The sequence below is a fragment of the Streptomyces sp. D2-8 genome, from assembly GCF_023184515.1.
In the GTDB taxonomy this organism is placed as follows: domain Bacteria; phylum Actinomycetota; class Actinomycetes; order Streptomycetales; family Streptomycetaceae; genus Streptomyces.
In genome coordinates this window covers 1,162,880-1,188,484 of sequence record NZ_JAAHBP010000001.1, presented here as the reverse complement: position 1 = coordinate 1,188,484, position 25,605 = coordinate 1,162,880, and the positions used below count along the sequence as shown (strand labels likewise).

27 protein-coding genes and 2 pseudogenes are annotated in these 25,605 nt (G+C 72.8%); 15 read left to right on the top strand and 14 right to left on the bottom strand.

What is annotated here, in order from left to right; all coding sequences use genetic code 11:
• The first annotated feature begins 104 nt into the window (after nt 1-104).
• Together G3I77_RS05355 and G3I77_RS05350 are read left to right on the top strand one after the other, a co-directional pair.
• Nucleotides 105-977 carry a glycerophosphodiester phosphodiesterase family protein gene (locus G3I77_RS05355; RefSeq protein WP_248501381.1) on the top strand — a complete coding sequence of 291 codons (873 nt, stop codon included), beginning with the start codon at nt 105-107 and terminating at the stop codon, nt 975-977.
• Nucleotides 978-1,028: 51 nt separating this feature from the next.
• Nucleotides 1,029-1,583, top strand: a complete 555-nt coding sequence (locus tag G3I77_RS05350; protein WP_248501380.1) for a methylated-DNA--[protein]-cysteine S-methyltransferase — start codon at nt 1,029-1,031, stop codon at nt 1,581-1,583.
• A 34-nt stretch (nt 1,584-1,617) separates the two neighbouring features.
• Here G3I77_RS05350 and G3I77_RS05345 read toward each other — a convergent pair whose 3' ends face one another.
• On the bottom strand, nt 1,618-2,046 hold the full coding sequence (locus G3I77_RS05345) for a VOC family protein (RefSeq protein WP_248501379.1): 429 nt from the start codon (nt 2,044-2,046) through the stop codon (nt 1,618-1,620).
• 106 nt (nt 2,047-2,152) lie between these two features.
• Between G3I77_RS05345 and G3I77_RS05340 the strand changes: the two genes are divergently transcribed.
• Nucleotides 2,153-3,061: a pseudouridine-5'-phosphate glycosidase gene (locus G3I77_RS05340; protein ID WP_248501378.1), complete on the top strand. Its 909-nt coding sequence runs from the start codon at nt 2,153-2,155 to the stop codon at nt 3,059-3,061.
• Nucleotides 3,058-4,113: a carbohydrate kinase family protein gene (locus tag G3I77_RS05335; RefSeq protein WP_248501377.1), complete on the top strand. Its 1,056-nt coding sequence runs from the start codon at nt 3,058-3,060 to the stop codon at nt 4,111-4,113. Before G3I77_RS05340 ends, G3I77_RS05335 begins: the two co-directional genes overlap by 4 nt.
• Nucleotides 4,114-4,141: 28 nt before the next feature.
• On the opposite strand, the gene G3I77_RS05330 is transcribed toward G3I77_RS05335, so the two are convergent.
• Nucleotides 4,142-4,933: a methyltransferase gene (locus tag G3I77_RS05330; RefSeq protein ID WP_248501376.1), complete on the bottom strand. Its 792-nt coding sequence runs from the start codon at nt 4,931-4,933 to the stop codon at nt 4,142-4,144.
• 266 nt (nt 4,934-5,199) lie between these two features.
• On the opposite strand from G3I77_RS05330, the gene G3I77_RS05325 reads away from it, so the two are divergent.
• Nucleotides 5,200-6,327 carry a magnesium and cobalt transport protein CorA gene (locus tag G3I77_RS05325; RefSeq protein WP_248501375.1) on the top strand — a complete coding sequence of 376 codons (1,128 nt, stop codon included), beginning with the start codon at nt 5,200-5,202 and terminating at the stop codon, nt 6,325-6,327.
• A 54-nt stretch (nt 6,328-6,381) separates the two neighbouring features.
• Here the strand turns inward: G3I77_RS05325 and G3I77_RS05320 are convergent, their stop codons facing one another.
• Both G3I77_RS05320 and G3I77_RS05315 read right to left on the bottom strand, forming a co-directional pair.
• Nucleotides 6,382-6,810, bottom strand: coding sequence for a CBS domain-containing protein (locus tag G3I77_RS05320; protein WP_248501374.1), 429 nt, complete (start codon nt 6,808-6,810; stop codon nt 6,382-6,384).
• A gap of 167 nt (nt 6,811-6,977) precedes the next feature.
• Nucleotides 6,978-7,619 (bottom strand): uridine kinase, encoded by a 642-nt coding sequence (locus G3I77_RS05315; RefSeq protein WP_248501373.1) that lies wholly within the window; start codon nt 7,617-7,619, stop codon nt 6,978-6,980.
• 126 nt (nt 7,620-7,745) lie between these two features.
• Here G3I77_RS05315 and G3I77_RS05310 point away from each other — a divergent pair, with 126 nt between their 5' ends.
• From G3I77_RS05310 to G3I77_RS05300, 3 genes are all read left to right on the top strand, one after another.
• The gene (locus G3I77_RS05310; protein ID WP_248501372.1) at nt 7,746-8,444 is read left to right on the top strand and encodes a DUF2293 domain-containing protein; all 699 of its coding nucleotides are present in this window, start codon (nt 7,746-7,748) and stop codon (nt 8,442-8,444) included.
• 176 nt (nt 8,445-8,620) lie between these two features.
• The gene (locus G3I77_RS05305; protein ID WP_248501371.1) at nt 8,621-9,100 is read left to right on the top strand and encodes a DUF1772 domain-containing protein; all 480 of its coding nucleotides are present in this window, start codon (nt 8,621-8,623) and stop codon (nt 9,098-9,100) included.
• A gap of 132 nt (nt 9,101-9,232) precedes the next feature.
• Nucleotides 9,233-10,723 (top strand): glutamate synthase subunit beta, encoded by a 1,491-nt coding sequence (locus G3I77_RS05300; RefSeq protein ID WP_248501370.1) that lies wholly within the window; start codon nt 9,233-9,235, stop codon nt 10,721-10,723.
• 24 nt (nt 10,724-10,747) lie between these two features.
• Here G3I77_RS05300 and G3I77_RS05295 read toward each other — a convergent pair whose 3' ends face one another.
• Nucleotides 10,748-11,233 (bottom strand): carboxymuconolactone decarboxylase family protein, encoded by a 486-nt coding sequence (locus G3I77_RS05295; protein ID WP_248501369.1) that lies wholly within the window; start codon nt 11,231-11,233, stop codon nt 10,748-10,750.
• A gap of 47 nt (nt 11,234-11,280) precedes the next feature.
• Between G3I77_RS05295 and G3I77_RS05290 the strand changes: the two genes are divergently transcribed.
• Nucleotides 11,281-12,693: a PLP-dependent aminotransferase family protein gene (locus tag G3I77_RS05290; protein WP_248501368.1), complete on the top strand. Its 1,413-nt coding sequence runs from the start codon at nt 11,281-11,283 to the stop codon at nt 12,691-12,693.
• A gap of 36 nt (nt 12,694-12,729) precedes the next feature.
• Here the strand turns inward: G3I77_RS05290 and G3I77_RS05285 are convergent, their stop codons facing one another.
• The 3 genes from G3I77_RS05285 to G3I77_RS05275 form a co-directional block, all read right to left on the bottom strand.
• A complete protein-coding gene (locus G3I77_RS05285) occupies nt 12,730-13,542 on the bottom strand; it encodes an SAM-dependent methyltransferase (protein WP_248501367.1) in 813 nt (270 codons plus the stop codon).
• 92 nt (nt 13,543-13,634) lie between these two features.
• Complete coding sequence (locus tag G3I77_RS05280; RefSeq protein WP_248501366.1) at nt 13,635-13,889, bottom strand: DUF397 domain-containing protein; 255 nt, start codon at nt 13,887-13,889, stop codon at nt 13,635-13,637.
• Nucleotides 13,890-14,750 carry a helix-turn-helix transcriptional regulator gene (locus tag G3I77_RS05275; RefSeq protein ID WP_248501365.1) on the bottom strand — a complete coding sequence of 287 codons (861 nt, stop codon included), beginning with the start codon at nt 14,748-14,750 and terminating at the stop codon, nt 13,890-13,892. It lies immediately after the preceding gene.
• 243 nt (nt 14,751-14,993) lie between these two features.
• On the opposite strand from G3I77_RS05275, the gene G3I77_RS05270 reads away from it, so the two are divergent.
• The 3 genes and pseudogenes from G3I77_RS05270 to G3I77_RS05255 form a co-directional block, all read left to right on the top strand.
• Nucleotides 14,994-15,671, top strand: a complete 678-nt coding sequence (locus G3I77_RS05270) for an ATP-binding protein (protein WP_248501364.1) — start codon at nt 14,994-14,996, stop codon at nt 15,669-15,671.
• The gene (locus G3I77_RS05265) at nt 15,668-16,102 is read left to right on the top strand and encodes a hypothetical protein (RefSeq protein WP_248501363.1); all 435 of its coding nucleotides are present in this window, start codon (nt 15,668-15,670) and stop codon (nt 16,100-16,102) included. The genes G3I77_RS05270 and G3I77_RS05265 overlap by 4 nt, the downstream gene beginning before the upstream one ends.
• Before the next feature lie 508 nt (nt 16,103-16,610).
• Nucleotides 16,611-16,816: pseudogene (locus tag G3I77_RS05255) on the top strand (ABC transporter ATP-binding protein); the annotation flags it as partial.
• Nucleotides 16,817-16,825: 9 nt separating this feature from the next.
• On the opposite strand, the gene G3I77_RS05250 reads toward G3I77_RS05255, so the two are convergent.
• From G3I77_RS05250 to G3I77_RS05240, 3 genes and pseudogenes are all read right to left on the bottom strand, one after another.
• The gene (locus tag G3I77_RS05250; protein ID WP_248501361.1) at nt 16,826-17,008 is read right to left on the bottom strand and encodes a hypothetical protein; all 183 of its coding nucleotides are present in this window, start codon (nt 17,006-17,008) and stop codon (nt 16,826-16,828) included.
• 155 nt (nt 17,009-17,163) lie between these two features.
• Nucleotides 17,164-17,891 (bottom strand): annotated as a pseudogene (locus G3I77_RS05245) (DUF899 domain-containing protein).
• A 100-nt stretch (nt 17,892-17,991) separates the two neighbouring features.
• Entirely contained in the window at nt 17,992-19,356 is a 1,365-nt protein-coding gene (locus G3I77_RS05240; RefSeq protein ID WP_248501360.1) for an amidohydrolase, read from the bottom strand.
• Nucleotides 19,357-19,490: 134 nt separating this feature from the next.
• Between G3I77_RS05240 and G3I77_RS05235 the strand changes: the two genes are divergently transcribed.
• On the top strand, nt 19,491-20,444 hold the full coding sequence (locus G3I77_RS05235) for an endonuclease/exonuclease/phosphatase family protein (RefSeq protein WP_248501359.1): 954 nt from the start codon (nt 19,491-19,493) through the stop codon (nt 20,442-20,444).
• A gap of 411 nt (nt 20,445-20,855) precedes the next feature.
• Here G3I77_RS05235 and G3I77_RS05230 read toward each other — a convergent pair whose 3' ends face one another.
• Together G3I77_RS05230 and G3I77_RS05225 are read right to left on the bottom strand one after the other, a co-directional pair.
• The gene (locus G3I77_RS05230) at nt 20,856-22,748 is read right to left on the bottom strand and encodes an FUSC family protein (protein ID WP_248501358.1); all 1,893 of its coding nucleotides are present in this window, start codon (nt 22,746-22,748) and stop codon (nt 20,856-20,858) included.
• Nucleotides 22,749-22,919: 171 nt separating this feature from the next.
• The gene (locus tag G3I77_RS05225) at nt 22,920-23,699 is read right to left on the bottom strand and encodes a nucleotidyltransferase domain-containing protein (RefSeq protein ID WP_248501357.1); all 780 of its coding nucleotides are present in this window, start codon (nt 23,697-23,699) and stop codon (nt 22,920-22,922) included.
• A 141-nt stretch (nt 23,700-23,840) separates the two neighbouring features.
• Here G3I77_RS05225 and G3I77_RS05220 point away from each other — a divergent pair, with 141 nt between their 5' ends.
• Both G3I77_RS05220 and G3I77_RS05215 read left to right on the top strand, forming a co-directional pair.
• A complete protein-coding gene (locus G3I77_RS05220) occupies nt 23,841-24,254 on the top strand; it encodes a RidA family protein (protein WP_248501356.1) in 414 nt (137 codons plus the stop codon).
• Nucleotides 24,255-24,264: 10 nt separating this feature from the next.
• Nucleotides 24,265-24,879, top strand: a complete 615-nt coding sequence (locus G3I77_RS05215; protein ID WP_248501355.1) for a gamma carbonic anhydrase family protein — start codon at nt 24,265-24,267, stop codon at nt 24,877-24,879.
• Nucleotide 24,880: 1 nt separating this feature from the next.
• Here the strand turns inward: G3I77_RS05215 and G3I77_RS05210 are convergent, their stop codons facing one another.
• The gene (locus tag G3I77_RS05210) at nt 24,881-25,603 is read right to left on the bottom strand and encodes an aspartate/glutamate racemase family protein (RefSeq protein ID WP_248501354.1); all 723 of its coding nucleotides are present in this window, start codon (nt 25,601-25,603) and stop codon (nt 24,881-24,883) included.
• Nucleotides 25,604-25,605 lie beyond the last annotated feature (2 nt).

Sequence of the window (25,605 nt, the reverse complement as noted above, 5' to 3'; positions counted from 1 at the left end):
CCCCGTTCAGCGTGTGGCCATCCCGTACCCCTCTCGCGTTGACCCTCTGCTGTCACAGTTGTGCTGTCTGTGATGTCGCCGATCGCTCGTCGCGAGGAGTACGCATGCACGCGCGCGCTGTTGCCGCCTCGACCACCGCACTCCTGGGAACCGCCGCCCTGCTGTTCCCCGCCGCCCCCGCCCAGGCCGCGGGGGGCAGCACGTCGCCGCTGGTCATCGCGCACCGGGGTGCCTCCGCGTACGCGCCCGAGAACACCCTGGCCGCCGTGGACAGAGCGGCGGAGCTGGGCATCCGCTGGGTGGAGAACGACGTGCAGCGAACCAGGGACGGCGAGCTGGTCGTCATCCACGACGACAACCTGCGGCGCACCACCGACGCCGAGGAGGTCTTCCCGGGCCGGGCTCCCTGGAAGGTGAAGGACTTCACCGCAGCGGAAATCGCGCGTCTGGACGCGGGCAGCTGGTTCGGACCCGCGTACGCGGGCACGCGCGTGCCGACGCTGGAGCAGTTCACGGACCGCTTGGAGCGTCACCACCAGAAGCTGCTCCTGGAGATCAAGAACCCGGAGCTGTACCCGGGCATCGAGCGGCAGACCCTGAAAGTCCTCAGCAACGAGGGCTGGCTCGACCGGTCGCATCTGGCCGGCCGGCTGATCGTGCAGAGCTTCAGCCCGGACAGCGTGCGGGCGGTGCACGAGCTGAAGCCCGGCGTGAAGACGGGCCTCCTGGGGACGCCGCCGGTCTCGGACCTGCTCTATTACGCCGAGTTCGCCGACCAGATCAACCCCTCGTACAGCTCGCTGTCCCCGGCGTACGTGTCCTCCGTGCAGGCGTTCGACGGACCGCACGACAAGCCGCTGGAGGTCTTCGCCTGGACGGTCGACGACGGGAGGACGGCCCAGCGGGTCGCCGGGTACGGGGTCGACGGGATCATCACCAACAAGCCGGATGTGGTGCGAAAGGCCGTGGGCGGCTGATCCGGGGTTCCGCCCGGCGGCATTGTCAGTGGCGGGTCCTACTGTGGGCGCATGGACAGCCGAGAGCAAGTCGGGCCGCGGGTCGTGTGGGCGGTCGTCGAGAGCGGGATCGGGCCGTTGCTGCTGGCCGCGAGCCGGGACGGCCTGGTCAACGTCGTGTTCCACGCCGCCGACGCGGTGCGGGACCGGGCCGTCGAGCGGCTGGCGTCACGGCTGGGCACCGAGCCCGTCGAGGCGCCCGGCTCCCCGCTGCTGGCCGAGGCGATACGCCAGTTCGAGGCCTACTTCGCCGGTGAGCGACGCGACTTCGACCTGCCGCTGGACTGGTCGCTGATCTCCGGCTTCAACCGGGAGGTCCTGCGCGAACTGGCCTCGGGCGTGCCGTACGGATCGGTCGTCGGATACGGCGACCTGGCCGGGCGGGTCGGCCAGCCGGGCGCCGCCCAGGCCGTGGGCATGGCGATGGGTGCCAATCCGCTGCCGGTGGTGGTGCCCTGTCACCGGGTCGTCGAGAGCGGCGGCGGCATCGGCGGCTTCGGGGGCGGCCTGGAGACCAAGCGGAGGCTGCTCGCCCTGGAAGGGGTGCTTCCCGAGCCGCTCTTCTGACCCCGGGCCCGGTCAGTCGTCGTCCCGGCCCCGGTCAGTCGTAGTGCCGGGCCTCGAAGACGTTGCCGTCCGGGTCGCGGAAGTAGAAGCTGCAGGTGGCCTTGCCCCGGGCTCCGAAGGAGTCGTGGGCAAGATCGGACATCGGTACGGAGCGTTCCCCGAGGCGGCTGAGGAGGGCGTCGAAATCGCCGCGGGGCAGCGACAGGCAGACATGGTTGACCGGGTGCCCCGCGCTGTCGGCGGAGCCGGGCAGCATCGTCATGCGCTCCGCGAAGCTCAGCGGCATGAGGTCGAGGATGGTCACGTCGTTGACGCGCACGGAGGGGAACGGCACCTCACCCGCCGCGAACTCCGCGAGCCGGACCGCCTCCAAGCCGACGGCCTTCTCGTAGAAGTCGGCGGCGGCGAGCGGGTCGCGCACCCAGAGGACGACGTGGTCGAGACGCGGTATCTGGTCAGTCATGCACCCCAGGCTCGTGACGGCTCCGGCAGCCCGCAAGGGTTTGGCCCGGCTCGCCGCCCGCCAGAGATGAGGGAAGACAACTGACCGACTGACAGGAGGCAGGCGCGTGGTGCTGGTGGTGTCCGAAGAAGTGCGGGAGGCGATCGACGCGCGCCGGCCCGTCGTGGCCCTGGAGTCCACGATCATCGCCCACGGGCTGCCGCGGCCGCGCAACCTCCAGGTGGCGCTGGAGCTGGAGACGGCCGTGCGGCACGAGGGCGCGGTACCAGCGACGATCGCCGTTCTGGACGGGCGTCCTCATGTGGGCCTGGACAAGGAGCAACTGGAACGAGTCGCGAACGAGGACGGGATCCGCAAGCTCGGCCACCGTGACCTGCCGCTCGCGGTGGCGTCCGGGACGAGCGGGGCGACCACGGTGTCGGCGACCGCGCTGCTGGCGGCGTCCGCGGGCGTGCGCGTCTTCGCGACGGGTGGGCTCGGCGGGGTGCACCGGGAGTGGACGGTGACGCAGGACGAGTCGGCCGACCTGGGGCTGCTGGCGCGCACGCGCATCACGGTGGTGTGTGCCGGGGTGAAGTCGATCCTGGACGTGCCGGCGACCCTGCAGCGGCTGGAGACGCTCGGTGTCGCCGTGGCCGGTTACGGCACCGGCCGGTTCCCCGGCTTCTACCTCTCCGACTCGGGACATCCGGTGGACTGGACGCTGGAAACGCCCGAGCAGGTGGCGGGCGTCATCCGGGCCCAGGACGCACTCGACGGGCCCGAGTCGGCGCTGATCGTCGCCAACCCCGTCCCCGAGGAGGAGCAGCTCGATCCGGACCTGCACGCACGCGTGCTGGCGGACGCGCTGCACGCGTGCGAGGAGGAGGGCATCACGGGCCAGGCGGTCACGCCCTTCCTGCTCGACTATCTGGTGCGGCACACGGACGGCGCCTCCCTGAGCGCCAACCTGGCGGCGGTCCGGGGCAACGTACGCCTGGCGGCGCGGATCGCGGCGGCCTGGACCCGGGGATGACCGTGGCCGACGGCGGGGGACCGGGAGGGGGAGCGGGTTCCGGGGGCTCGAGTCCGGGTTCGGCGGAGACCGGCGCCGGCTCGGCGGAGACCGGCGCGGAGACTGCGCAGACCGGCGCGGAGTCGGCGCAGACCGGCGTCGGCTCGGCGGCCGGCCGGGGGCTGCTGGTCGTCGGGGACGTCATCACCGATGTCGTCGCGCGGCACCGGGGGCCGCTCGCGGCCGGTACGGACACGACTGCCTCGATCCGGACGGTGGCGGGCGGGGCGGGCGCCAATGTGGCGTGCTGGGCGGCGCACCGGGGCGCGGCGGACGTACGGCTGCTCGGGCGGGTGGGGGCGGAGGCGGCGGCCTGGCACGAGCGGGAGCTGGTCACCCAGGGGGTGCGTCCGCAGCTCGTCGTCGACCCGCTCGTGCCGACCGGCACGGTGATCTGCATGGTCGACGGGGGCGCTTCGGCGGAGCGGACGTTTCTCACCGACAGCGGCGCGTCGTTGCGGCTCGGGCCCGCCGACTGGTCGGACGCGCTGCTCGACGGCGTGGCCCGGCTGCACCTGTCGGGCTACCTCCTGTTCTCCGAGCCGAGCCGGGCCCTGGTGACGGTGGCCCTGAAAGCCGCACGCGCGCGTGGAGTGCCGGTGAGTCTGGACCCGGCATCGGCCGGCTTCCTGGCAGAGCTGGGCGCCGAGCGGTTCCTGGCGCTCGTCGAGGGCGTGGACGTACTCCTGCCCAGCCGGGACGAGGCGTGCCTGCTGACGGGGCTGGCGGACGCGGCCGAGGCGGCGGCAGAGCTGAGCCTGCGCGTGCAGCTGGTCGTTGCCAAGCAGGGCCAGGAGGGGGCACTCGTGGCCCGCTCGGGGAAGGTGCGCGCCCACGTTCCGGCCGTACCGGCGACACCACGGGACACGACCGGCGCCGGGGACGCCTTCACCGGCGCGTTCCTCGCCGCCCTGCTGGCGGGTGCCGGGCCGGAGGATGCCGCGGCGGAGGGCTGCCGGGCGGGCGCGCGGGCGGTGGAACGGGTGGGTGGGAGACCGCCCCTGCCGAGCTGACCGGCCTCGGCGGGTGGACCTGCCCCGACTACTGCTTCCGCCCCCACGCCGAGATCATCGGTGCCGTCGTCAGATCGAGCGCGCCGGACGTGACGTTCTCGAGGTGGCGGTCGATGTCCTGGTCCGTGGAGAGGCCCGCCGTGACGAGCTGGTCGCGGATCTGACGGATCGTGACGGACTCCAGGGCGGCACAGGCCGGCGAGGCGAGGGGGAAGTAGGCGTCGGCGAGGACCCGGGTCAGTCCGGCGTCCCGGAGCAGCCGCGGCAGGGTGCGGCCGCACGGCAGGTCGGTCCCGCGGTCGGCGAGCAGTCCGCGGAAGCCCTGCCGCAGCCGGTTCGCGAGCTGTTGCTCGGGGCCGTACTCGTCGGGGCAGAGCAACGGCTGGAGGGCGGGATCGGCGTCCTCGACGAGGAGGCGCCCGCCGGGGCGCAGAGCCTTGACCATGGACCGCAACGCCCGTTCCCGGTCGGTGACGTGGACGAGGGCGAGGCGGGCGTGCACCAGGTCGAAGCCCTCCCCCGGCGGCTCCTGCGCGCCGAGGTCGTGGAACCGCACCTCGACGGGTGGCCGGGCGGCGGCGGCCAGCCGTGAGGTGTCGGTGTCGGTCGCGACGACGCGTCCGGTCGGGCCGACCTTCTTGGCCAGCCAGGACACCACGGTGGTGCCGGCACCGACCTCCCAGCACCGCCAGCCGGATCCGACGCCGAGCGCTTCGAGGTGCCGGAACGTCGTGGGGTCGAAGAGAGCGGCGAAGGCGCTGAAGTGCTCTGCCGCCTCGGTCTGCCGGTTGTCGAGGAGGTACCCGTCGGTTCGCGTCATGCCGCGATCATCCCATTTATCCGACTTATCCGTACTCGTCGACGCTCCGGCACGGAGAACCGCGTCGGATGCCTCCGTACTGAGAACCGCCCCGCACGGGCATGCGTCGATGCGACGGGAGCGCGGCGCCGGCGCCGTTCGTCCACAGCCGGGAACCAAGCGGAACGGGCCGTATCCACAGGCTTACCCGCAGCTCACGCAGGCCTGGCAGACTGGCGCGCCAAGGCGCAGGAACGGCGCGATGAGTTCCACGCAAGGAGATCCGGATGTCCATGGCAGGGAATCTGCGGAAGGTCACGAGCCTCGGCGGGGTCGGCGGCCTTCGCAAAGTGGCTCGGCTGGCCCGGCGGCGCCCGCGCGTCGACCTGAGTCACCCGGCCCGGTCCCCGCTGGGCTCCTCGGTGGTGAACTGCGTGATGTACCGGGAGGGCGTCCGCACCCCCGCGCACGGCGATCTGGTGGACACCGTGGAGCGGATGCGCAAGGGCCGGGAGGGCTTCGTCTGGCTCGGTCTGCACGAGCCCACCGACCAGGAGTTCGCGGGCATCGCCGAGCTCTTCGACCTGCACCCGCTGGCCGTCGAGGACGCGGTCGAGGCTCACCAGCGCCCCAAGCTGGAGCGCTACGGCGAGACGCTCTTCGCGGTGTTCAAGACGGTCTGCTACGTCGAGCACGAGGAGCTGACCGCCACCAGCGAGGTGGTGAACAGCGGCGAGATCATGGTGTTCGTCGGCGCGGACTTCGTGATCACGGTGCGGCACGGCCGGCACGGCTCGCTGGGCCCGCTGCGCGAGGAGCTGGAGTCCGACCCCGACCAGCTCGCCAAGGGCCCCTCGGCGGTGCTGCACGCGATCGCGGACCACGTGGTCGACGACTACCTGACGGTCACGGACTCGGTGCACGCGGACATCGACCAGGTCGAGACGGACGTGTTCTCGGAGACCGGCGCGCGGACCGACCCGGGGCGCATCTACCAACTCAAGCGTGAACTGCTCGAACTGAAGCGGGCGGTGGTGCCGCTCAGCCGGCCGCTCGAGGATCTCGCCACCCGGCCGATCCGGGCGGTCGACCCGGAGATACAGGCGTACTTCCGCGACGTCTCGGACCACCTGCTGCGGTCGAAGGAGCAGATCGCCGCCTTCGACGAACTGCTCAACTCCATCCTGCAGGCGCACCTCGCGCAGGTCACGGTCGCGCAGAACGAGGACATGCGGAAGATCACGGCGTGGGCCGCGATCGTCGCCGTGCCGACGATGGTCTGCGGGGTCTACGGCATGAACTTCGACCACATGCCGGAGCTGCACTGGCGGTACGGCTACGGCATGGTCATCGGCGTGATATCCGTCGCGTGTCTCGCGCTGTACCGGGAGTTCCGGCGCAGCGGCTGGCTCTGACGCGGGCCGCGGCCCGCGGAGGGCCGAGGGGCGCCTGTGGGGTGATCCGCGAGGTCAGTGCCCGGTGGTCGTGGCGTAGACGCTCTCCGCCCATGAGGCGATCTGGTCCTTCGCGAGATGCCGGGCCAGGTCGGCTTCGCTGATCATGCCGACCAGTCGCTTGTTCTGGATCACGGGCAGCCGGCGGATCTGGTGCTGCTGCATCTCGTGGAGCACCTCGCCGACATCGGCGTCCGCCTCGATCCAGCGGGGCGTGCCCTTGGCCATCTCGCCCGCGGTGATCCTGGCGGGGTCGTGGCCCATGGCGACGCAGCCGACGACGATGTCGCGGTCGGTGAGGATGCCGCAGAGCCGCTCGTTCTCGTCGCTGATGGGCAGGGCGCCGACGTTCAGCTCGCGCATGAGCTGGGCGGCGCGGTCGAGGGTTTCATGGGCGGGGATCCACTGGGCGCCGCGGTGCATGATGTCTCCGGCGGTGGTCATGGAGTACCTCCCGGGGCCGGACGGCCGGCGCGGAGCGGGACGCACCGCGAGTCCCGGCGCCGTCCATTCTCGCCGCGCCACCGGATGCCCGCACACGGAGGACGGCACAGGGAAGACGGCACGCGGAAGACCACCACCCGCCCGGCACCGGACGCCGGGCCCCTGGATCAGCCGCCCCACGCCGGATGGCGCGGATCGTCGGCTCGCACCAGGACGTCCGCCGTGTTCACCGGGTCCGTCTCGTGCTCGTAGCGCTCGAAGGCCGGGAGGGTCCACTGCTCGGCCTCGGGTGTGCGGCGGCGCAGCGCGCCTTGGGAGAGGAGGACGTGGACGCTCAGATCGAAAGGGAACCAGTGCCGAAGGAGGAAGGGCCCGTGCAGCAACAGCACGCCGCCGGGCGGGAGTTCGACGTAGGGGCTGCGGGTGGCGCGGTCGGCGGCCGGGTCCCACAGGTCGGGCAGGACGCGGCCGGATCCGTCGGCATCGAGCGGGCCGAACACCTCGCGCCACAGGGCGCCGGTGTCGTACCAGCCGCTGTAGTAGGCCTCGGCGTCCTGGTGGCCGTACTCCAGCCGTACGGAGGCGGGACGCAGAAAGCCCTCCGTGGCCACGACGAGCGCGGAGCGGCCACGTATGCGCAGCGCCTCGGAGAGGCGGTGGGCGAGGTCTCCCGGGCGGGCGGCCGGGGCGCCGTCGAAGGCGACGCGCGGCCAGGGGCTGCCGTCGGCGGGCTTCAGGTCGAGCAGGCGCTCGGCGAGCAGGTCGCCGAGCCGCTCCCAGGTGATCGCTTCGAGTCGCACACGGCCCATGATGCGTCAGGCCGAAACGGGAGGTGCCGTCCCGCCCGCGGGCGCCGGGGAGGGGCGGTGGCCGGATCGGCGGGTTCTGTCGCGCCGTGCGTAGTTCGCGCCTCTCTCAGGGGGAATGAACCACTTATGGTCCCCCGCGCGTCGCTCCCGCCCCTCGCCGGACTTCTCGTCTTCCAGCCCCTCGGGCGACGGTACTGCGCCGAGTGCCGGCGAGGGCCGCTGCCGCTGCTCGTCCTCGAGGACGGCGCCCCGCGCTGCCTCGACTGTGCCGACCTCGGGCATCTGGTGTTCCTGCCGAGCGGCGACACCGCCCTGACGCGCAGATCGCGGGAGGAGAGCACGCTGTCGGCGGTGGTCGTGCGGTTCAACCGGCGCAAGAGCCGGTACGAGCGGCAGGGCGTGCTGGTCGAGGAGGCGGCGCTCGCGCGGGCCGAGCAGCGCTGCCTGGCGGACGCCGAAGCGAGACGGCGGCGCCGGGTGCGGGACGCGCGGCGGCGGGCGGCTCAGGACGTCCTGTTCGCGCAGGCGTTCGCGACGGAGATACTCCGGCTGTTTCCCGGGTGCCCGGCCGATCGGGCGCGGGCCATCGCTCTGCACGCCTCGGAGCGGGGCAGCGGGCGGGTGGGCCGTAGCGCGGCGGGGCGTGCGCGGACCGAGGCCGCGGTGACCTCGGCGGTCGTGGCGTCCGTACGGCATCTGGACACGCCGTACGACCGGCTGCTGATGAGCGGCGTGCCCAGACACGAGGCGCGGCGGCGGATCGCGGCGGCGGTGGCGACGGTGCTGAGGGGATGGACCGAGGCGGGACTCGGTTCCGCGGGGTGATGTGAGAGGTCCCGGGGCGTGGAGTCGCAAGGCGTCACCCCGGCCGTTCGGTGGACCGTGGACGTGCGCTTATGGCCCCGCGCCCCTCGGCCATGGTCACTGTGCCCGTACGGGAATTCACTTGTGGTGAGGAAGGGTGCCGGGCAGGATCCCGGCTCGACGGGCGGGAGAGGGACATGATCGACGGACCGTACTTCGTGCTGACGGTGCTGGGTGTACTCGGGACCGGTCTGGTGGCCGGGGTGTTCTGCGGCTTCTCGACCTTTGTGATGCGGGGCCTCGGCATGCTGCCGCCCGCGCAGGGGGTCGCCGCGATGAACGCGATCAACGTGGCCGCGGTGACTCTCCCCTTCATGATCGTGTTCCTCGGGTCGGCCGTGCTGTGCGCGGTGATCGCCGTGGTGACGTTCGTGCTGTGGCCGGACGAGGGGACGGTGGAGCTGCTGGTGGGCAGCGCGCTGTACCTGTTCGGGTCGTTCGGGCTGACCATGGTCGCGAACGTGCCGCGCAACGACGCGCTGGCCCGGCTGGAGCCGGGCTCGCCGGAGGCGGCGGCGTACTGGCCGGCGTACGTACGCGAGTGGACGCTGTGGAATCACGTCCGCACGGCCGCCTCGGCCGGGGCGGCGCTGGCGTACGTGCTGGCGCTCACCTGAGTCCGCGCCACACGCGACAGGCACCGGCCGGGAGGCGGACGTATCGTGGCGAAAAGGGTGTCGCACGGCGAGTGAGCAGAGTGCCGCCGGACGGCGCACGGCCTGCCCCACGCGCACGCAAGGAAGACGGCCATGGCCGATCCCAAGGGTTTCATGACCACGCCCCGCCAGGACTGGCCGCGCAGGCCGGTCGAGGAACGGTCGCGGGACTGGGACGAGGTCTACGTCCCCGGGGCGCTGCTGCCGATCATCAGCAAGCAGGCCGACCGGTGCATGGACTGCGGCATTCCCTTCTGCCACGACGCCTGCCCGCTGGGCAACCTGATCCCCGAGTGGAACGACCTGGTGTCCAGGGAGGACTGGCGGGCGGCCGCCGACCGGCTGCACGCGACGAACAACTTCCCGGAGTTCACCGGCCGGTTGTGCCCGGCGCCGTGCGAGACGGGGTGTGTGCTGGCGATCAACCAGCCGGCCGTCACCATCAAGAACGTCGAGTGCGCGATCGCCGACCGGGCCTGGGAGGAGGGCTTCGCGCCGCCGAGGCCGCCGGAGCGGCTGTCGGGCAGGACGGTTGCGGTGATCGGTTCGGGCCCGACCGGGCTGGCCGCGGCCCAGCAGCTGACGCGGGCCGGGCACACGGTCGCCGTGTACGAGAGGGACGACCGGCTCGGCGGGCTCATGCGCTACGGCATCCCCGCGTTCAAGATGGAGAAGCACCATCTGGAGCGGCGGCTGGAGCAGATGCGGGCCGAGGGGACGAAGTTCCGGACGTCTACGGCGGTCGGGCGGGACATCGGGGCCGACGAGCTGCGGACTCGCTACGACGCCGTGGTGCTCGCCACCGGGGCGACCGCCTGGCGTGACCTTCAGGTGCGGGGACGGGAGCTGACGGGCATTCACCAGGCGATGGAATACCTTCCATTGGCCAACCGGGTGCGCGAGGGCGATCTGGAGACGTCCCCGCTGTCGGCCGCCGGGAAGCACGTCGTCATCGTCGGCGGCGGCGACACCGGGGCGGACTGCCTGGGCACGGCCGTCCGGGAGGGTGCCGCGTCCGTGACCCAGCTGGACATCTACGCGCTGCCGGGCGCGGAGCGCGACGAGGACACCGAGCCCTGGCCGACGTACCCGATGCGGGTCTACCGGCTGTCCGCCGCCCATGAAGAGGCCCGTGACCTGCGGACCGCCCCGGTGGCGGACGCGGATGCGCGGCTGTTCGCGGCGTCCACGCTGCGCTTCGACGGCGACGCGCAGGGACATGTGCGGTCGCTGCACCTCGTCGAGGTGGACGCGCGGCGCCGCCCGGTGGAGGGCACCGGGCGGACGCTCCCCGCCGACCTCGTGCTGCTCGCCCTCGGCTTCTCCGGGCCCGACCGGGAGGACGGGCTCGTCGACCAGCTGGCGCTGGAGATGGAGCCCCGCGGGACGATCACGCGGGACTCCGGTTTCGCCACGAACGTGCCCGGGGTGTTCGCCGCGGGAGACGCGGCCCGGGGGCAGTCGCTCATCGTCTGGGCGATCGCCGAGGGGCGGGCGGTGGCGGCAGCCGTCGACCGCCATCTGACGGGCAGTTCGAGGCTGCCGGCACCGATCGGACCGTACGACCGGCCCATGGCGGTGTAGTCCGCGGCCCTGCCCCGGGGATGATCACCGCTCGTCCGTGCCCGCCACCTTCCCCGTCGACAGCGCCACCCGGTTCCAGGTGTTGATCGTGCAGATCAGGGCGAGGACGTGGGCCAGTTCCCACTCGTCGAACTGTGCGGCGGCCTGCGCGTAGACGTCGTCCGGGACGCCGGCGTCGGCGATGCGCGTCATCGCGTCCGTGAGGGCGAGGGCCGCCTGCTCGCGCTCGGTGAAGAAGTGGCGGGCCTCGCGCCACACGGCGACCATGTGCAGCCGGTCCTCGCTCTCGCCGGCCTTGCGGGCGTCGTTGGTGTGCATGTGGAGGCAGTACGCACAGTGGTTGAGGTGCGAGGAGCGGATCTGGATCAGCTCGACGAGGGCCGGGTCGATGCCCTCTCGGGCCGCGGCGTCGAAGGCGATGAGGGCCTTGAAGGCCTTCGGGGCGGACTTGCCGAACTCCAGCCGGGTCGCCGTCACTTCGGTGCTGTTCGTGCTCGTGTTCGTCGTCATGCCCTTCAACCTACGAGCCGGAAAGACCCACTGTAGGGTGCATTTCCATGGCGAATTCGTGGGTCAATTCCGCTGAGCGGATCGGGGCCGACCTGCATCTGGAGCTGACCGGGCCGGGCGGTCGGCGGGCGGCGCTGATCCGGGCCCTGCGCGAGGCCGTGCGCAGCGGGCGGCTCGCTCCGGGCACGCGGCTGCCGCCGTACCGCTCGCTCGCCGCGGACCTCGGCGTCGCCCGCAACACGGTGGCGGACGCGTACGCGGAGCTCGTCGCGGAGGGCTGGCTCACCGCCCGGCAGGGCTCGGGAACGCGGGTCGCAGAGCGTGCCGAGCCGCTGCGGCCCACTGCCCGCGTGCCCAAGACGGCACCTCCACGCGCGCGTGGCCCCCGGCACGACCTGACGCAGGGCACGCCGGACGCCTCGGCCTTCCCGCGCACCGCCTGGCTGGCCTCCTACCGACGGGCCCTCCAGCAGGCACCCAACGAGGTGTTCGGGCCGGGCGACCCCGCCGGCCGGCCCGAACTGCGGGAGGCGCTCACGGAGTACCTGGCACGCGCGCGTGGCGTGCGGACCGAACCGGGCCGGATCGTCGTCTGCTCCGGCTTCGCGCACGCGCTGCGACTGCTGTTCGGCGGCGGCGTCCTGCGTGGGCCCCTCGCGGTGGAGGCGTACGGGCTCGGGTTCCACCGGGAGGTCCTGGCCGCGGCCGGGGTGCGGACCGTGCCGCTCCCCCTCGACGAACACGGCGCGCAGGTCGACCGGTTGAGACGCGAGCGAGCCGTGCTGCTCACACCCGCGCACCAGTTCCCGACCGGCGGCCCCCTGCACGCCGCGCGCCGGGCCGCCGTGGTCGACTGGGCACGCGCGCGTGACGGGCTGGTCCTGGAGGACGACTACGACGGGGAGTTCCGCTACGACCGCAAACCGGTGGGCGCCGTCCAGGGGCTCGACCCCGAGCGCGTGATCCACATCGGCTCGGTCAGCAAGAGCCTGTCACCCGCGGTGCGGCTGGGCTGGATGGTGCTCCCGGAGCGCTACGTAGGCGCCGTCCTGGCCGCCAAGGGCGAGCGCGAGGCGTGGGCGAGCGTCCTCGACCAGTTGAGCCTGGCGGACTTCATCGCCTCGGGATCGTACGACCGGCACGTCCGGCGGATGCGGCTGCGGTACCGCAGCCGCCGGGACCGGCTCGTCGCGGCGCTCGCCGAGCACGCGCCGCACATCGAGGCCACCGGTATCGCGGCCGGGCTGCACGCGGTGCTGAGGCTGCCGCCCGGTACCGAGGCGTCCGCGGTCAAGGCCGCCGCCTGGCAGGGCATCGCCCTCGACGGCCTGGCCGCGTTCCGGCACCCGGAGACGGACATGCCGGTGAGTGACGGGCTCGTCGTCGGGTACGCGACCCCCTCCGAGCATGCCTACGGGCCGGCCCTGGAGGCGCTGTGCGGTGCGCTGCCGCCGCCGTGACCGGCCCGGAGCGGAACCCGGGGAACCCCCAGAAGCCTAGGCTTTGCGCCCGACCGCCCCGTATCCCGGGATCACCCCGTCGTCCTGCCCGGGCACGGGCTCGCCCAGCTCGGGGTGCCAGCGGTGGGGCACCTCGACGCCGGGCTCGACGAGGTCGAGGCCGTCGAAGAAGCGGGTGAACTCCGCGCGGGAGCGCAGGGCCAGGGTGACGCCCGCGGCGCGCAGCTTCTCGGTGGCCGCCTTCGACTCCTCCGGGGTGAAGTCGGCGGTCGCGTGGGTCATCACCAGGTAGCTGCCGGAGGGCAGTTCGGCGAGCAGCCGGCGGACCAGGTCGTGGGCGCCGTCGTCGTCGGAGACGAAGTGCAGCAGCGCGACGAGCGACAGCGCGACGGGCCGGCTGAAGTCCAGGACCTTCCGCGCGCCCTCCAGGATGGCGTCCGGGTCGCGCGCGTCGGCCTGGAGGTACTCGGTCGCGCCCTCGTCCGTGCCGCGCAGCAGAGCCGCCGCGTGGGCCAGGACGATGGGGTCGTTGTCGCAGTAGACGACCCGGGCGCCGGGCGCGATCTGCTGGGCGACCTGGTGGAGGTTGGGCTCGGTCGGGATGCCGGTGCCGATGTCCAGGAACTGCCGTACGCCGCTGCGGGACAGCCAGCGCGTGGCCCGTTGCATGAAGGCCCGGTTGACCCGCGCCATCACCGGCACCCTCGGGTCGAGGGTGAGCATCTGACGGCCCATCTCCTCGTCGACCGGGTAGTTGTCCTTTCCGCCGAGGTACCAGTCGTACATCCGCGCGGGATGGGGCCTGGTCGTGTCGATCTGGACGGCCGACGTGGGGTCCTGCCCGGTCATGAGGCACTCCGTAAGACACAGAGGGTGGTCAATTCAGCACCAGCGATTCAATGACAACGTGAAGAGGTCGAGCGACAGCAACGGCAATCACGTCAGGACAGCAGGAAGTCCGCCTCCCCCGCCTTCGCTCCTTCGATGAAGGCCGTCATCTCGGCGGTGGTGTAGATCAGCGCCGGACCGTCCGGGTCGGTGGACTGGCGGAGGGCGATCCGGCCGTCGGCGAGTTTCATCGCCTCCAGGCAGTTGCCTCCGTTTCCGCCGCTCCACGGCTTGTGCCAGCCTTCGCTGCCCAAGTCACGCGCGGGCATGCCGTTGTAGACGTGTTTGCGCGGCTTGATGCGATCCATTCACAGCTCCTTGCGGAGATCCCGGAGGATCTCCTTCGTGCGATGTGCCGTAGCGGCCTGCGCCGCCATGCGGTCCATGACCTCGAGGTGGGTCGCCACCTCGGTGCGCGCGTCGAGATAGACCGCGCCGGTCAGGTACTCGCTGTAGACCATGTCCGGCAGTTCGGGCATGGCGAATCGGAACAGCACGAACGGCCCGTACGTCCCCGGGTGGGGCCCGTTGGCGAACGGGGCGATCTGCAGCGTCACGTTGCGGAGCTTCGTGGCGTCGAGCAGTTTGTCGATCTGGGCGCGCATCACCTCCGGGCCGCCGGCCGGGCGCCGCAGTGCGGTCTCGTCCATCACGACCCACAGCCGGGGTGCGTCCTCGCGGGTGAGCAGGTCCTGGCGCTTCATGCGCAGGGCGACATGGCGCTCGATGTCCTCGGGCCGGGTCTGGCCGATGGCGCCCGACTGAAGCACCCCGCGCGCGTAGTCCTCGGTCTGCAGCAGCCCGGGGACGAAGTGGGGCTCGTAACTGCGGATGACGCTGGCCGCGCCCTCCAGGCTCACGTACATCGAGAACCAGCCGGGCAGGATGTCGTGGAAACGCTGCCACCAGCCGGGCCTGTTGGCTTCCTCGGCCAGTTGAACGAAGGCTTCGGCCTCGTCGTCGGAGATTCCGTAGGCCTTGAGGAGGAGTTGCAGATACGGGATTTTGAGCGCGACCTCGGCCATCTCCATACGGCGGACCGTGGCGGGCGCGACGCGGAGGATGCGCGCGGCCTCCTCGCGCTTCATCCCGGCGCGTTCCCTCAGATCCAACAGGCGTCGGCCGAGAACGACCTGACCGACCGTCGGCGCGGACCGCGGTTCACTCACGCTCCACCTCCACGAAGAGTTATGACGAGCCGGCCACAAGAAAACGCTGACAGCCCGGCGGCGCCATTCGAGGACCCTTTCGAAGAACTGATCCGAACACATGTTTCGAACAAATCTTCGACGATCTCAACTGGCGCCGCGCGGGGTGCTGTTGCGAGCAGTGTGCCACGGCCTTCCAGACCGTCACACAGCACTCTGCAATTTTCAGAGTGACACTTGCCAAGTGTTCACGGCGGGGCGATAGTGGCAAGCGTGATTCCGTCCGCGCCCTTAGGAACAGACGCCGCCGCAGGCCCTCTCGGGCTCGGCGCCGACACGGGAGAGGCCCCCCTCGGGACCGCTGCCGAGCGCCGGTTCCGATTCGAGCTGGCCGCGCATCCGGGTTCCCCCGCCCAGGCCAGACGCCTGACGCGGACCCGGCTGACCGGCTGGTCGGTGTGCGAGGACACGTGCGACAGCGCGGCCCTGGTGGTTTCCGAGCTGGTCACCAACGCCATCGTGCACACGGCGAGCACCCACATAGTGTGCGAGCTGCACGACGGCGACGACCTGCTGCGGATAGCCGTGCGCGACGAGGGCTGCGCCCCTGGCCAGCCTCACGCCGCCAGCCGGACACGGCCCGAGGAGGAGCACGGGAGGGGACTGCTTCTCGTCGACGCCCTCTGCCATTCCTGGGGTGCCCATGAGCACGGCCCCGGACTGCTGGTCTGGGCCGAGCTGCCGCGCACGGCCGCGCCGCCGCGCCCGGCGGACACCCTGCACGATGCGGCCGAGCCCCGGAGCGACCTGGGCTGGGGCGCCCGCCCCAAGCGCGGCCCGTCCGACGACTCGGACGAGGGGGACGGAACCCCTCAGGACCACATGCGGAGTGCCCCGGAGGTTCCCCCGCAGGAGCGCCGCCGAGAGCGGGGGCACGCATGAGCCCTCTGCGGGGAGGCCGCGTGCTGAACCTGGACACGCTGGTGCGCGTCCGGCGCGGACTGGGCACACCGGGCCCGGCCCTGCGGCTGCCCGTGCCCGACGGCATGACCGCCCCGCTCGGGTGCGACGCGGTCGCCGTCCCCGCCCACGTCGGCCCGCTGGTCATGCCCCGGCTGCCCCGCGTGGGCTGCGTCTACGCCGACGAGACGCACTGGTGGTGGCTGGTCCCGTCCGACTCCGACCACGCCCTGGAGTGGCCCACCCCGGCGCGGTACGTGACCGGCGCGGTCGTCCCGGACCTGCTGGAGATCCCCGACCTGATCCACCGCCCGGACGGCACGCTTCCGTACACCCCGCCGATCCCTCTCTATCTGTCGCTGTGCCGCGCGACGGGGACAGCACCGTCCTGGTCGCGCCCGGTCAGCGCGTAGGCGGGGCCTGACCTACGCGGCGCGGCGGATCTCGGCGCAGCCGGGGACCCGCACGGTCGCGTGTGGGGCCGGGTCGATTGCGCCGAGGGGCCGGTGCGTCACGCCGGTGGTGCGAAGCCCCCGCACCCCAGCCCCGCGCTCTCCCCCTCACCACCTCCCACCCCCGCGCCGCCCCGCACCTCCCCCGGTCACGTCGTGTGCCCGCGCGCATCCGGCGCCCCGGGCTGCGCCCTGCCCGGGCAGGCGGCCGCGCCGCGATAGTGGCCGTTCGTTCTGGAGCGGGCACGAGCGGGGAGGTCGGTCGACGGTGGGGAAGAAGCGGACCGCGCCGGAGGTGTCCGAGTCGGAGCGGCTGCTCTTCGGCGGGCCGCTGCGCTATGACATGGGCTGGAACCAGCACGCCGACGCGTTCCTGGAGCTGAACTTCCGCGCCATGATCACCCGGCTGCCGTCCCTGCTCGCGTCCAGCCTCCGGCTCGCCCGGCAGGCCGACCGGGGCGTCGCGCGGATCGTACTGATCACGCACCGGCTGGCGTCCGTACGGCACGCGGATCTGTGCACGTGCTGGACCAGGGCCGGCTCGTGGAGTCCGGGACGCCGGACGAGCTGCTGGCCACCGGCGGGCTCTACGCCGAGCTGTACGCGCTCCAGGCGGAGCAGTTCGCCCCGTCACCCGCGCCGGTCAGGAAGGTGCCGGCGCCGAAGGCGGGCTGACGCCACACGTCAGGCCGTGGCGTCGGCCGCGTCCCCGCTGCGCACGATCACCAGGAACATGTCCGTGGCGAGGTCCATGACAACCTCGGCGGGCAGGCCCTCGCTGCGCCGCGCCTGCGCGAACTCCTCCGCAGGCCAGGAGCCGCGCGGCCCACCGGCGGGAAAGCTCTCGAGCACCGTTCGCCCGTTCACCCTGCACCTCCATGTAGCGCTGTACTCGTAGAGTTAAACGCCAACGATGGGGTCAACGGCTCGCGAAGTGACGGTTCTGAGACGTAGTTGACACGCGTTCACCGCCAAGTGTGACCAACCTCTCAGCCTCTTGGCGTATGTGTTCACTTTCCGTATCAGTCGTCGTACTCGTCGTGGTACCGGACGCGCTCACTTCCCGCAGGCGCCCCAAAGGCCGACGCACGTCCCTTGGGCTCCTCCCACTCCTCCTGCCGGCCCAGTGCGGTGAGGTCCAGCAGGCTGGTGGTCGAGCCGAGGCCGTCGAGGCCGCGCTCGTACGTCGCGTAGGTGTGGAAGACCCGGTCGCGGTCCCGCAGGAAGCAGCTGAGGCCGGGACGCTCGACGAGCTCACCCTCGCGCTCGAGGGTCACCTCGAAGTCGCGGTTGAAGTCGCTGCCGTACGACGAGTACCAGGGCAGCGTCCAGCCCATCCGCGCCTTGAACGGCAGGATCCTCGGATAGGGCGCCCGGGACACGGCTGCGAACGACGTGTCACGGGCCTGAAGATGGGAAAGATGCCCTATTTGATCCAGGAATGCGGAGCAGCTGCGACAGCCCGCGTCCCACTCGGGCGCGAACATGAAGTGGTAGACGACGAGCTGGCGCCGGCCCTCGAACAGGTCGAGCAGGGTGGCCTTGCCTCCCCCAAGCTCTCGGCTCCGCTCGAGCAGGGAGGTGCCCCCACCGCCCTCGAACACGTACTCCTCGTCGACCTCCACCATGGGCAGTCCGCGCCGCTCGGTTTGAGCGCGTCCCGCGCGCGGGTGGCGGCCTTCTCCTTGCGCAGCAGTTCCGCGCGCGCAGCGCGCCACTCGCCGCGCGAGACGATCTCCGGAAGCGACATGGGCCCTCCTGTGACAACGGTCCGTCCGGGGTGGTGACCGGCGGGAGGGGCGGAACTCATCGCTGTCCGGGAGAATTTCCCGGAACACCTCGCGGTGCCGTCAGGTGTCGTACTGCTGGATGCGCCGGCCGTGGTCGCGGTCGACGAGCGCGGGCAGGCGCTCCTCCAGTTCCCGTACCACCGCCGGCACGTCGATCGTCAACAGTTCCCGGTCGCGCATGAGGATCCGCCCGTCGACGATCGTGGTGCGGACGTCGGCGGAGCGGGCGCTGTGCACGAGGGTGGCGGCGAGGTCGTGGACGGGCTGGGTGTGCGGCCCGCTGAGGTCGACCAGGACGATGTCGGCCCTCCGGCCGGGCGCGATGCTGCCGACGCCGTTCCCGAGCCCCACGGCACGGGCGCTCTGCAGGGTGGCGTGGTGCAGGGCCTGGCGGGAGGTCAGCCAGCGGGGGTCGCCCTCGGCCGACTTCTGGACCAGCGAGGTGAGGGCCATGGACTCCCACACGTCGAGGTTGTTGTTGGAGGCCGCGCCGTCGGTGGCGAGTCCGACGTCGACGCCGATGTCGCGCAGGGCGCGGACGGGTGTGGTGTCGGGCCAGGCGAACTTGAGGTAGCCGCGGGGCGCGCTGGCGACGGCCGTACGACCGCCCGCCCGCTGGAGGACGGGCAGGTCGCGGTCGGCGATGCCGGTGCCGTGGGCGAGGAGCACGTCCGTGTCGAGGATGCCGGTGCGTTCCAGGACCTCGATCGGAGTGACGCCGTGGCGGGCGAGGCTGGTGTCGGTCTGGTCGCGGTTCTCGGCGGCGTGCAGGTGCACGGGCAGACCGTGCTCGCCGGCGAGCCGGGCGGTGGCGGCGAGGTCGGTGTCGTCGACCGTGTAGGGAGCGTGCGGCGCGAGCGCGGTGGTGATCCGGCCGTCGGCCGCCCCGCGGTGCCGCAGTGCGAACTCCAGTGACCGCTCCCGGCCTTCGGGGCCCTGTGAGGAGAAGAAGGCCTCACCGAGCAGGGCCCGCATGCCGCAGTCCGCGACCACTCGGGCCACCGCGTCCATGGCGAAGTAATGGTCGGCGAAGCAGGTGACGCCCGCCCGGATCATCTCGGCGCAGGCGAGCCGCGCCCCCAACTCGACGTCCTTCGCCGTGAGGTTGGACTCGACGGGCCAGACGACGTCGTTGAACCACTCCTCGGTGGGGAGGTCCTCGGCCAGGCCGCGCAGAGCGACCATCGGCGCGTGCGTGTGGCAGTTGATCAGGCCGGGGAGGGCGGCCTGGCCGGGGGCGTCGATGCGCTCGGCGGCGGGCAGGTCCGCGGCCTCGGCGGTGGTCGTGACCGCCTCGACGACGCCGTTCCGTACGACGATCGCGGCGTCCCGCGCGAATCCGATCCGCTCTTGATCGTCGTGCACGAGGACGGTACATGCGCTGATGATGAGGTCGGCGGGACTGTCCGCGGCAGAAGGCGTCATTCCGCCAACGTACGACTGCGTCGTAGGGCGGCATGAGCCGAACCGCACATCCCGTCACGGCTCTGTCGCGGGGCGGGCCGGGCGCGCACCCTGGCCTCACCACCCCGTCTGTCGGCTTCTGAAAGGAGCCCGGCATGCTCCTCGGCACCTGGAACCTGGAGAACCTCTACCGGCCCGGCGGCCCGTACGGCCCGAAGGACGGCGCCGGGTACGAGGCGAAGCTCGCCGCGCTCGCCGCAGTGATCACCGAACTCGATCCGACCCTGCTCGGCGTGCAGGAGGTCGGGGACCCCGAGGCCCTGAAGGACCTGGCCGGGATGCTCGACGACGACTGGCATGTCGCCCTGTCCGAGCATGCGGACGGCCGGGGCATACGGGTCGGGTTCCTGAGCCGTACGGCGGTGACGGTGGTGGCCGACACGCGGGTGTTCCCGACGGAGCTGCGTCCCGTCCAGGCTGACGATGCGGGGCTGACGGCGGGACAGGCGGGGCGGGGCGTCCTCGCGGTGGAGGTCGAGGGCGGGGACGGGCCGCTGCGGGCGGCCGTCTGTCATCTGAAGTCGAAGCTGCTGTCGTATCCCGACGGCCGGTTCCAGCCGCGCGACGAGGGCGAACGGGCCCGCTACGGCGCCTACGCCCTGTACCGGCGGGCCGCCGAGGCGACGGCGCTGCGCGCGCTCGCGGACGAGCTGCTGGCCGGTGACGGGCGGGCTCGGGACGTGGCTGTCCTGGGCGACCTGAACGACGAGGTGCAGGCGGCGACCACGCAGATCCTGCTCGGCCCGCCCGGCTCGGAGATCGGCACACCGGGCTACGACCGGGCCGACCGGGGCGACGCGACGCGGCTGTGGGACGTGGCCCCGCTCATCCCGCCCGGGCAGCGCTGGTCCCGGGTGAACTCCGGGCGGCGCGAGCTGATCGACCACATACTGCTGAGCCACCGCCTGGTGCGCCGGGCGACGGCGGCGGGCACGGGCCTGCCCGGCGAGGGCCCGCCCGGCCTGCCGTCGGTCGGCCCGGACCCGGCGGAGCGCCGGGGCGAGCCCGGATCGGATCACGCTCCGGTGTGGGTACGGGTCGGCGGCTGACCACGTAGCCGGTGCCGGAGCCTCCCCGCTGCGACCGGGAGGCGGTCGCGGCGGGGAGGCGGTCGCGGGCGGGAGGCGGTCGCGGGCGGGAGGCAGTCGGCCAGGAGGTCGGCCCGCAGGCCGACGGCGGTGCCGGGAGCAGTTGCGGCCGGAAGGCCGGCCCGCAGACCGGCGGCGGCACCGGAAGCCAGCCGCGGCCCGGAGGCCAGCCCCCAGACCAGCAGCGACACCGGAAGCCAGCCACCACCCAGAAGCCAGCCCCCAGACCAGCAGCGACACCGGAAGCCAGCCACCACCCAGAAGCCAGCCCCCAGACCAGCAGCGACACCGGAAGCCAGCCGCAGCCCGGAAGCCAGCCCCCAGACCAGCGGCGGCGCCGGGCGCGCTACCCGGCGAAGGGTGTCCGGGGCGCTACCCGGCCAGGGGTGTCCGGGGCGGCCGCAGTCCCACGCGTTCTCCTCGTCCGGCGAGTTCGGCGAGGACGGCCGCGAGGCGTTCCTTGTGGCGCGGCCCGATCCGGCCCGTGTCGTCGAGGTGGACCGCGCAGGCGGTCGTGGTGTCGACGAGGCGTTCGAGGAGGTCGGCCACCTCGTCCGCGCCCTCGGTGTGCCGGGCGAGGGCGGGCAGTTCGTGCGCGGAGAGGGAGATCGCCGATCGGGCCTCGGCCAGGGTGCGATAGGCCTCGCGGCGCAGGGTCCAGCGGGTGGCGCGGTGGTCGGAGGGGGTGCCGGAGGTCCCGATGCGCGGGGCGTCGGCCTCGTCGAGCACGTGCGCGAGGTAGGCGTGCGCGGCCTCGCTCGCCGCCGCGAGCCGGGCGCGCACGCCCCCGCCGCGCTGTCCGGGCATCGGCAGGTGCCCGACGATCAGCACGATCGCGCAGGCCAGCAGCGTCTCGCCGATCCGGCCGGCAGAGGCCTGCGGCTCGCCGCCGACCATGACCAGGGCGAGGACCAGGACGGTGACGACCGCGGTCTGGGCGGCGAAGTGCCGGGTGGCGACGGGTATCAGCGCTCCGCTGAGGGCGACGAGCGCGATGAGCCCTTCCGGGCGGGGCAGGACGGCGGCCAGCCCGGCGAAGAGCAGCGCCCCGAGGACGGTCCCGGCGGCCCGGTTCAGCACCCGCGAGGCCAGCGGTCCGAGGTCGGGCTTGACCAGGAACACGGCGGTGGCCGGCAGCCAGTACCAGTGCTCGTGCTGCCCGTACCACTGGGTCCGGTGCAGGGCCTGGGCGATCGCCGAGCTGGCGCCGAAGCAGAGGGCGACGCGCAGCCCGTACTCGCGTCCGGCACTGCCGATGGCGGCGCGCAGCCGGTCCCCGGCGCTGCGGGGCCGGGTGTGCAGATCGCCGCCCCGGCCCTGGTCGAACACCTCGGCGGCATGCAGGAGGGCGTCGTCCAGGGCGCGCAGGGCGGGCGCCGAACGGGACGGTGCGGGCAGCGGCCCGGTGTGGGTGTTGCCGCGTACGGCGGCGGCGAGCCGCCGGGGACCTTCGGAGGCCCGCTCGGCGACGGCCTCCTCGGCCCAGGCGAGGGCGGTGGCGGCCTCGGCGAGGGGCAGGGCCGCGGCGTACTGCGCGTGCAGCCGCCGCTCGGTGGAGGAGGAGGCGTACCTGCGCAGCCGGGGTCCGGCGAGGGCGTCCTGGGCGTGGTCGAGGGCGGCGGTCAGGGCGGCCCGGCGGCGGATGGCGTCCGGCCCGCCGACGGCGTCGAGCAGCTCGGCGACGGCGTCGTACACGCCGGCCACGGCCTCCCGCTCCCCGTCGAACCGGAAGTCACCGGCGAGGGAGCCGGGCGTGGGCAGGACGAGCCGCAGCACGAGCAGCCACCCGGCGCCGGCGAGATAGGCGAGGGCACGCTCCCATCCCGGCTCCGGCAGGGGCATCCCGGCGCCGATCGCCGCGCCGACCAGCAACTGGGTCCCGACGGCGGACGCGACGGGCCCGACGGCGCTCATCCCTCCGGCGACCAGCCCGACGACCGTGAGCACCACGGTCAGCACGACCGCTCCGGTCTCCTGCCCGGTGTACGTCCCGACCACCAGGCCCACCGCACCGCCCAGGGCGGGCACTCCGATGCGCTTGACCGAGACGCGCCGGCTCCCGGGCCGGTCGTTGATCCCGGCGAGCATGGCGGCTATGGCGGCGACTACGCCGAGGGAGGTGAGACCGGTCTGCACGGCCACGAGCAGCACGGGCCCGGCGGACAGGGCCCCCCGCGTCACCGCGCTCCAGGGCACCGGCCCCCGCTGGGCATGCAGGGCATGCGCGAGCCAGGGCGGAAGCTTCGGGGCGATGCGGCGGGACACGGGGCTCCTGTCGTCTCGACGAGGGCAGGGGTGAGCCTTCGGGCGACGGTGGCCGGGGCGGGGTGTGGCTGCCCACGGTAGGTGGGGTTCCTGGAGGATAGGTTTCCGGAACGTGTCGAACGGCTCGAAGCCGGCGTTCTTTATGTACGCAATCCAGAACGCGCTACTGGTTCACCCGGCGGTGACGGCTTTCACGGCCCGGGCGAGGAGCGTCTCCGCGTCGGTGACGGCGCGGGCGAGTGCGGCCGGGTCGTCCGTGAGGTTGCGTACGACCGCGTCCACCTCCTGCAAACCCGCCCGCGCCACCAGACCCTTCTCGTTGGTGACCCAGTCGCCGCGCGCCGCCGGCACCGCGTGCGCGGTCAATGCCGCGGCGAGGGCGATCGCGCCCGCGACCTGGGTGACGGCGTTCTTCGGGGCGTGGCCGGCCTTGGCGTAGGCGAGGGTGGCCGCGGCCATGCCGTGCCAGTGCGCCGGGGCGCTCTCGCGCAGGGCCGGCGGGTAGGCACCCGGACGCGGCAGTGTGCCCCGCAGGACCTGGTTGATCGCGAGTTCGGCGACCAGCAGGTACGTCGGGATGCCCGCCAGGTGGAACATGAGGGGCTCGACGCGGAAGCGGCCCGCCTCCGCTTCCGCCAGCTCGTGTTCGACCACGTCCAGATCGCGGTAGTGGACGTCCACGCGGCGGCCCTCGATCGTCAGCCAGGCCCCTCCGTTGAAGACGCCGCCGCCCCAGGCGCCGATCTCGCAGACCTCGCCCTCCCAGCCGACCGCGCGGAGGTCGGCCGGGTCGAAGGCGCCGCGGTAGTAGACCGCCAGATCCCAGTCGCTGTCGGGCCGTTCGGTGCCCTGGGCCCGGGAGCCGCCGAGGGTGACGGCCTCGACGGCGGGCAGGGCGGCTAGGCGGTCCGCGGTGGTGGCGAGGAAGGGGTGGTCCGGGAGGGCGGGCACGGCGGGCTCCTGGCAGACGGGGTCCGGGGGAGCCTAGGGGGACGCCTCGGTCGCCGGGAACCGAAATACGGGTGCGTGCGGGTGCCGGGGCCCGCATGATCGGTGGGTTGTCCGCCGCCGCCCGCAGATCGGAGACCTCACGTGATCCGCCGCGTCACCGTCCCGAGCCTCTTCCCGCCGCCCGCCTACTCCCATGTGTCCGTCGTGGAGGCCGGCACCCGGCTGGCCTTCCTCGCCGGGTCCGTACCGCTGGGCCCCGACGGCACACTCGTCGGGCCCGGAGATCCCGTGCGGCAGGCCGAGCAGGTCATCGGCAATCTGCGGGAGCAGCTGGCCGCCGTCGGGAGCGATCTGGCGCACGTGGTGGCGACCGACGTGTATGTCGTCAGCAGTGAGCCCGCCGAGCTGTCCGCCGTCTGGAGTGTCGTCGAGGCGTCCGGCCTCAGTGCGGGTCCGCACTCGTCGACGCTGATCGGCGTGGCGTGTCTGGGGTACACGGGACAGCTGGTGGAGATCACGGCGACAGCCGTCGTGCCCGAGGGGTCGTCCGCCTGAGGAGAGTCCCATGTTGATCGAGCACCGCGGGCGGCGGCCCGTCGTCCCCGAGTCCGCGTACGTCGCCCCGACGGCCGTCCTGTGCGGGGCCGTCGTCCTCGGTGAGCGCAGCCGGGTGCTGCACGGGGCCGTGCTCACCGCGGAGGACGGGGAGGTGAGGGTCGGCTCGAACGTCGTCGTCATGGAGAACGCGCTGGTGCGGGGTCGGTCCGCGCACCCCACCGGGATCGGTGACGCGGTGCTCGTCGGCCCGCACGCCCATGTCAACGGGGCGACCCTTGAGGACGAGGTCTTCGTGGCCACCGGTGCCTGCGTCTTCCCGGGGGCCCTCGCGGGTGCCGGCTCGGAGCTGCGGATCCACAGCGTGCTGCACGTCAACTCCGTGCTGCCGCCCGGCACCGTCCTGCCCATCGGCTGGATCGCGGCGGGCGCGCCCCGGGCCCGGCTCTTCGCACCCGGGGAACACGACGAGCTCTGGCAGATCCAGGAGGCGCTGGACTTCCCCGGCACGGTGTACGGCATCCCGCGCGGCACTTCCATGCGGGAGCTCATGGCCCGGCAGACGGCGTTCTACGGGGCCCACCGCGACGACGTCACCCTCGACGACCCGGGCAGCACGGCATGACCTACCGCCGTCCGGGCCTCCCCCACGCCCTCGGTTTCGGCAGCGGCTCGGCGTAGCTCCCCGCCCGGCTCGTCGTCAGCCCCAGTGCCACCAACGACTCCGCCAGTTTGACCGCAGCGGCGACCCCGTCGACGACCGGCAGGCCCAGTTTCTCCCCGACGGCCCGCTGCAGCCCCGTCATACCGGCGCAGCCCAGGACGAGCACCTCCGCCCCGGCCGCGCAGGCCTGTTCGGCGGCGGCCAGGAACGCCGTCTCGGTCCGTTCGTCGTCGCCGAGGCCGAGCACGTTCAGGCCGGTGCCGACGACCGCCGCGCAGTTCCGCGCCACGCCCGCCGTCTCCAGGCTGTCCTCGATCTGGCCGCACGAGCGCTCCAGCGTGGTCACGACGCCGTAGCGGCGGCCCAGCAGGCAGGCGAGATGCGCCGCGGCCTCGGTGATGTCGACGACCGGTACGTCCACCAGTTCCCGTACGCCCTCCCTCCCGTGCTCCCCGAATCCGGCCATGACCACGGCGTCGTACGGCGGTCCGTCGTAGGTCCGCAGCGTGTCCAGGACGGCCGCGGCGGACAGGTAGCTGTCGAGCCAGCCCTCCGCGGACGCCGGCCCCCAGGCGGGGGTCAGTCCGGTCACGGCGGTGCCCGGGCCTGCGGCGGCCCGGGCACCTCGCACGATCTCCTCGGTCATCTCCTGCGTGGTGTTGCAGTTGGTGACGACGATCCGCACGT